This window comes from Corallococcus sicarius (assembly GCF_003611735.1).
GTDB classification, from domain to species: domain Bacteria; phylum Myxococcota; class Myxococcia; order Myxococcales; family Myxococcaceae; genus Corallococcus; species Corallococcus sicarius.
This window is the reverse complement of sequence record NZ_RAWG01000441.1, coordinates 1-6,173: the sequence shown is the minus strand read 5'-3', so window position 1 is coordinate 6,173 and position 6,173 is coordinate 1. Positions and strand designations below refer to the sequence as shown.

6 protein-coding genes and 1 pseudogene are annotated in these 6,173 nt (G+C 71.0%); 4 read left to right on the top strand and 3 right to left on the bottom strand.

Features of this window, described 5'->3' with window-relative positions; all coding sequences use genetic code 11:
- Positions 1–199, top strand: a pseudogene (locus D7X12_RS43240) (hypothetical protein); the annotation flags it as partial.
- Positions 200–272: 73 nt separating this feature from the next.
- Here the strand turns inward: D7X12_RS43240 and D7X12_RS38130 are convergent.
- The 3 genes from D7X12_RS38130 to D7X12_RS38120 are packed head-to-tail and all read right to left on the bottom strand — an operon-like array spanning position 273 to position 2,793.
- A complete protein-coding gene (locus D7X12_RS38130; RefSeq protein WP_439329417.1) occupies positions 273–1,205 on the bottom strand; it encodes a DMT family transporter in 933 nt (310 codons plus the stop codon).
- Complete coding sequence (queG, locus tag D7X12_RS38125) at positions 1,202–2,221, bottom strand: tRNA epoxyqueuosine(34) reductase QueG (protein WP_120630086.1); 1,020 nt, start codon at positions 2,219–2,221, stop codon at positions 1,202–1,204. The genes D7X12_RS38130 and queG overlap by 4 nt, the downstream gene beginning before the upstream one ends.
- 11 nt (positions 2,222–2,232) lie before the next feature.
- Entirely contained in the window at positions 2,233–2,793 is a 561-nt protein-coding gene (locus tag D7X12_RS38120; RefSeq protein WP_120630084.1) for a cob(I)yrinic acid a,c-diamide adenosyltransferase, read from the bottom strand.
- Between the two features lie 101 nt (positions 2,794–2,894).
- On the opposite strand from D7X12_RS38120, the gene D7X12_RS38115 reads away from it, so the two are divergent.
- From D7X12_RS38115 to D7X12_RS38105, 3 genes are read left to right on the top strand one after another with little or no spacing between them, the layout of a single operon-like run.
- Positions 2,895–3,689 (top strand): thymidylate synthase, encoded by a 795-nt coding sequence (locus tag D7X12_RS38115; protein WP_120630083.1) that lies wholly within the window; start codon positions 2,895–2,897, stop codon positions 3,687–3,689.
- Positions 3,686–4,177 (top strand): dihydrofolate reductase, encoded by a 492-nt coding sequence (locus tag D7X12_RS38110; protein WP_120630082.1) that lies wholly within the window; start codon positions 3,686–3,688, stop codon positions 4,175–4,177. The genes D7X12_RS38115 and D7X12_RS38110 overlap by 4 nt, the downstream gene beginning before the upstream one ends.
- 50 nt (positions 4,178–4,227) lie before the next feature.
- Positions 4,228–6,102, top strand: coding sequence for a cytochrome c/FTR1 family iron permease (locus D7X12_RS38105; protein ID WP_120630081.1), 1,875 nt, complete (start codon positions 4,228–4,230; stop codon positions 6,100–6,102).
- The last annotated feature ends 71 nt before the right edge of the window (positions 6,103–6,173 follow it).

The window sequence follows — 6,173 nt, the reverse complement described above, 5'->3', positions numbered from 1 at the left end:
GGTCAGGCCCGCCCCGAAGCCCGTGGTGGCCGAGCCCGCGACGCCGAGCCGCGACACCTCCGCGGACGACGACGACGCGCCCCCGCCCCCGCCCGTGGTGAAGAAGGCGCCGCCTCCGCGTCCCGCCGAAGCGCCGCGTCCGAAGCCTCCGCCGGAGCCCAAGAAGGACATCTCCGACTGGGATCCGAACGGCGACTAACGACGGGGCGGCTCAGCAGCCCAAGAAGGACCTCTCCGACGGGGCTCCGAACGGCGACTGGCGACGGGGCGGCTCAGCCTGCCCGCGCGTCCTGCACCACCACCGGTGGAGCCTTCACCGGGGCGCGCTGCGTGAGCCGCACGCCCACGAGCACCAGCGCGCCGCCCAGCGCCAGCTCCCAGTGCAGGGACTCGTTGAGGAAGGCCCAGGCCGCGAGCGCCGTCGCGGCCGGCTGCAGGTTGGAGAAGATGGCCACGCGGGAGGCGGGCACCTTCGACAGCGCGTAGTACCAGAGCAGGTACGCCACCACCGACGTCATCAGCCCCAGGTACACGATGGCGCCCTTCGCCGCGAAGCTCGCCGCCCACACCTCCGCGGGCTTGAGCACGAACGGGATGAGCGGCAACTGCAGCGCCGTCGCCACCGTCATCGTCCACGCGGTGGCGCGCAGCGGCCCGTACTCCGAAGCGAGCGGCTTGCCTTCGGTCGTGTAGAAGACCCACGCCACCACCGCCATGAGGATGAGCAGGTCGCCCTGGACCGACCCCTGCGCGCTCGCGAGCCCCCGGCCGAGCAGCAACACCACCACGCCCACGAGCGCGGTGAGGATGCCCGCCGTCGCGCGCGTGGAGACCCGCTCGCGGCCCAGCACGAGGCTCGCCACGTACACGCCCATGGGCGTCAGCGCGTAGAGCAGCGCCGCGTGCGCCGCCGTGGAGCGCTCGAGCCCGGAGAAGAACAGCGTCTGGTTCACCGGCCCGCCCATCAGCCCCAGCAGCGCCACGCGCTTCCACGCCGAGCGCGGCGGCAGCGTGGGCCCCGGCGTCAGCGCGAGCAGCAGCGTGAACGCGACGCCGCACACGAGGAAGCGCCACAGCACCACGGTGAACGGCGACAGCTCCGTCATCGCCCGCTTGGCGGCCAGGTACGTGCCCGCGCTGATCAACACCTGCACCGTCAACGCCGCGTACACACGCCCGAGCGGCGCGGCGGCTCCGGGTGTCACGACTCCAGTTGGAGAAGCGCCCATCGTGCGGCGCTGCGTACCAGTTCACTGCCATCGTCGCTGAGTTTTTCGAGCAGCGGCCGGGCGTGTACCTGCCGTGCGACGCCCAGTGCGTAGACAGCGTTGCGCCTCAAACCGTCGTACTTCGCGCGCGCCAGCGCGGTGCCGGTGACGAGTTCCTTGTATTGCTCGGGTGTCAGGGCCGCGAGGTCCGCGGTGCCCAGGGAGGCCACCGCGCGGGGCACGAAGCGGTGGTCGTCCGCGAACACCGGCTTCCTGTTGAGCGGGCACACCTGCTGGCAGATGTCGCAGCCGAAGATGAGGTTGTCGAACTTGAACCGGAACGCCTCCGGCACGTCGCGGTCGTGGTTCTCGATGGTCTGGTACGACAGGCACGCGCGCGCATCCACCTGGTGGTTTCCCACCAGCGCGCCCGTGGGACACGCCATCAGGCAGCGCCGGCAGGAGCCGCAGCGGTCCGCCACCGGCCCGTCCGGGTAGACGTCCACCGCCGCGTCGAGGATGAGCGTGGCCAGGAGCACCCACGAGCCGTGCGACTCCGTGATGAGGCACCCGTTCTTGCCCACGTAGCCCAGGCCCCCGCGCACGGCCCACACCTTCTCCATCATGGGCCCGCTGTCCACGCCGCCGTAGGTGCCCAGCCCCGGGTACCACGCGTTGATCGTCTTGCGGAACGCCTTCATCCGGTCGCGCAGCGTGGAGTGGTAGTCCCGGCCGCGCGCATACCGCGCGATGGGCGAGCCCTGCGACGGCACGTCGTCCCGGTAGTAGTTGTTGGCGAACGACAGCACCGTCTTCGCGCCGGGCAGCAGCACCGACACGTCGAGCCGCTCCTCCGCGCGCGACCCCATCCAGTCCATGTCGGCGTCGTAGCCGGCCTCCAGCCACGACAGCAGCGACGACGGCGGGATGGGCTCCGCGCGCGCGAAGCCGATGAGGTCGAAGCCCACCTGATGGGCAAGCTCCCGGAGCCGGGCGGTGGGCAGCGGATCCACGTTCACATCCCCTACTTCGAGGGCTTCTCGGGGATCCACTTCACGTCCGGCAGCCCGGCGCGGAAGTTCACCAGCCGCGCCACGACGAAGAGCAGGTCCGACAAGCGGTTCAGGTACATGGCCACCGCGGGCGGGGCCCGGTCCTCACGCAGGAGCGACACCACCCGGCGCTCCGCCCGGCGACACACCGTGCGCGCCAGGTGCAGCGCCGCCGCCGAGGACGCGCCGCCCGGGAGGATGAAGTGCGTCATCTTCGGCAGCTCCTCCTCGTACCGGTCGATGTGGCGCTCCATCTCCTCCACCCACTCGGGCTTCAGCTCCGGGATGTGCGCCGCGGCCCGGCTCTGCGGCGGCGTGGCCAGCACCGCGCCCAGCGTGAAGAGCTGCTCCTGGAGGCGCTGGAGGAAGTGATCCAGGTCCGCGGGCAGGGAGAAGGTCCGCGCGAGCCCCAGCGTGGCGTTGAGCTCGTCCACCTCGCCGTAGGCGTCCACCAGCGCGTCGTCCTTCGGCACGCGGCCTCCTCCGAAAAGGCCCGTCTCTCCCGCATCGCCCGTCTTCGTGTAGATCTTCATTTCCACCCTCTTCTAGCGCTGCGACGGAGGCGACGCCCGGCAGAGAACAATCGCCGGAAGGAAGTTTGATCGCCCGGCCTCGCGAACCTACAAAAAAGGGCATGCAGCAATACCTGAGTCTGATGGACCACGTTCTGAGGCACGGGACGAAGAAGGGCGACCGCACGGGCACGGGGACGCTCAGCCTCTTCGGCCACCAGCTGAGATTCGACCTCACCCAGGGCTTCCCCCTGGTGACCACCAAGAAGCTGCACGTGAAGTCCATCCTCCATGAACTCCTGTGGATGCTCCGGGGGGACACGAGCGTGCGCTCCCTCCAGGCGCAGGGCGTCACCATCTGGGACGAGTGGGCGAACGCGGACGGCAGCCTGGGCCCCGTGTACGGCCACCAGTGGCGCTCCTGGAGCACGCCGGACGGCACGCCCGTGGATCAGATGCGGCAATTGGTGGACGGCCTCAAGAAGAGCCCGGACTCCCGCCGGCACCTGGTCAGCGCGTGGAACGTGGCGGACCTGCCCCTCATGAAGCTGCCGCCCTGCCACGTGATGTTCCAGTTCTACGTGGCCGACGGGCGCCTCTCCTGCCAGCTCTACCAGCGCAGCGCGGACATCTTCCTGGGGCTGCCCTTCAACATCGCGTCGTACGCGCTCCTGACGATGATGGTGGCGCAGGCCACGGGGCTCGTCGCGCACGAGTTCATCCACACGCTGGGCGACGCGCACCTGTACCTGAACCACGTGGAGCAGGCGAAGGAGCAGCTCACGCGCGCGCCCCGCCCCCTGCCGCGCATGCGCCTCAACCCGGACGTGAAGGACCTCTTCGCCTTCCGCTACGAGGACTTCACGCTGGAAGGCTACGACCCGCACCCCGCCATCAAGGCGCCCGTGGCCGTATGACGGCGCGCCTGTCCGCCATCGTCGCCATGGCGGCGAACCGGGTCATCGGCCAGGGCAACACCCTGCCCTGGCGCCTGCCGCAGGACCTCGCGCGCTTCAAGCGCCTGACCCTGGGCCACACCCTCGTGATGGGGCGCAAGACGTACGACTCCATCGGGAGGCCCCTTCCCGGGCGCACCACCGTCGTCCTCACCCGCCAGCGCGACTGGGCCGCCCCGCCCGGCGTCCAGGTGGCGCACTCCGTGGACGAGGCCCTCAAGAAGGCCGCCACCGACACCGAGGTCTTCATCGCGGGCGGCGCGGACCTGTACGCCCAGACGCTGGAGCGCTGGCAGCGGCTCTACCTCACCCGCATCGACCGCGACTTCCCCGGCGACGCCCACTTCCCGCCCGTGGACCTGTCCGCGTGGAGGCTGGTGGAGGAGGAGCCCCACCCGGAGGGCGAGCTGCCCTACGGTTTCTTCACATATGAGCGGGCCTCATCCTGATATTGATTATCAAAATTGAAAGGCCCCGGGGGCGTTGGTAGAAGGCGGACGTGAATCGCGCCGCCTCCGTCACGCTGTGCCTGCTGCTTGCGCTGTCCTCCTCTGTCCGGGCTGAAGCGCCCGCGTCCGACGAGGGGCGCACCTGGCACCGGCTGGTGGGCATCCTCCAGTACCTCCAGGCGGACTACCCGGCGGCGGTGGCGTCGCGCTCCGAGTTCGAGCTGACGGAGCAGAAGAGCTTCGCGGCGGAGGCGCTGGACGCGGCGAAGGACCTGGGCCCGGCGGCGGCGACGTTCGTGCCGCGCGTGAAGGCCATCCAGGAGCGCGTGAACCGGGACGCGGACCCCGAGGGCGTCAGCCGCGACTGCGGTGAGCTGGTGGAGAACCTGGTGCTCGCGGGGGGCCTGGCGCGCAGCCCGCGCAAGGCGCCGGACGTGGAGCACGGCGCGAAGCTGTTCCAGACCAACTGCGCGTCCTGCCACGGCGCGGACGGCAAGGCGGCGGTGTCCATCGCGGACACCATGGAGCCTCGCCCCACGAACTTCCATGACGCGGAGCTGATGGAGGAGGGCCTCACGCCGTACAAGGCCTTCAACACCACCAGCTTCGGCGTGCCCGGCACCGCGATGCCCGCCTACCCCACCCTCTCCGAGGACGACCGCTGGTCGCTGGCCTTCTTCGTCTTCACGCTGCGCCAGCCGCCGTGCCAGGGGCAGCCGCCGCGCGCGTCGCTGGAGCGCCTGGCCACCGCCACCGACGCGGAGCTCGCGAAGGAGTACGGCGCGGACAAGGTCGCGTGCCTGCGCCGGAACATCCCGGCCGAGGACGAGGAGAAGGCGCTGGTCGCCGCGCGGCAGGCGGTGGCCGACGCGATGCGCCTGGGCGCGGCGGGTGACTACGAGGGCGCGCGGACGGAGCTGCTGGACGCGTACCTCAACGGGCTGGAGCCGGTGGAGCCCAAGCTGCGCGGCAGGAACGCCGTCCTCACCCAGAAGCTGGAGGAGGCCTTCCTCCAGGCGCGGCTCGCCGCCGAGCGCAAGAGCCCGCACCTGCAGGACGAGGGGCGGGAGCTGCTGTCGCTGCTCGACCAGGCGCGCCGGGAGAGCGGCAGCACCACCAGCATGCTGTCCGTGATGTGGCTGACGCTGCTCATCCTGCTGCGCGAGGGCTTCGAGGCCACCATCATCGTCACGGCGCTGCTGGCGGCGCTCAAGAAGATGAAGGCCCCGGAGCAGGTGCGCGTGGTGCACGCGGGCTGGGTGTCCGCGCTCATCGTCGGCGCGCTCGCGTACGTGCTGGGCCGCAAGCTGCTGGCCGGGGCGCAGCGCGAGTGGATGGAGGGCGTCACCGCGCTCGTCGCCGTGGGCATGCTGCTGTACGCGGCGATGTGGCTCAACGCGCGCGCCAACGTCAGCCACTTCATGGGGGAGCTGCGCCAGCGCATGCAGGGCGCGCTGGGCCGGGGCAGCACCTTCGGCCTGTTCGCCATCGCCTTCACGTCCGTGCTGCGCGAGAGCTTCGAGACGGCCATCTTCCTGCAGGGGCTCGCGGTGGACTCGGCGGCGGGCGTGGCGTGGGGCGTGCTGGCCGGCGTCCTGGCCCTGGCGGTGCTGGTGCTCTTCGTCAACCGCATGGGCTACCGGCTGCCCATGAAGACCCTCTTCAGCCTCTCCACCGTGGTGCTGGTGGTGACGGCGGTGATGCTGCTGGGCAAGGGCATCCACTCGCTGCAGGAGGTGGGGGCGCTGCCGCTCGTCCCGGTGCGCTTCTTCACCGTGGACATGCTGGGCGTGTACCCGGACGCGCTGTCGCTGGGGCCCCAGCTGCTGCTGGCCGCGGCGCCGCTGCTGTTCCGGGCCCTGCGCCGCCGGCCCCGCGTGGAGGTCGCCGGGGACGAGGCGACGCGGGCGCCGCCCTTGCGGTAGCGTGGGGCGTGGTGAAGCGCTCCTCCCCCCTGTTCCCCCTCGTCGCCCTGCTGCTCGTGTCGGGCCTGGCC

Coding starts and splice junctions, on each gene's coding strand:
- D7X12_RS38120 (WP_120630084.1), bottom strand. CDS start 2,793: ATGAAGATCTACACGAAGACGGGCGATGCGGGAGAGACGGGCCTTTTC.
- D7X12_RS38115 (WP_120630083.1), top strand. CDS start 2,895: ATGCAGCAATACCTGAGTCTGATGGACCACGTTCTGAGGCACGGGACG.
- D7X12_RS38110 (WP_120630082.1), top strand. CDS start 3,686: ATGACGGCGCGCCTGTCCGCCATCGTCGCCATGGCGGCGAACCGGGTC.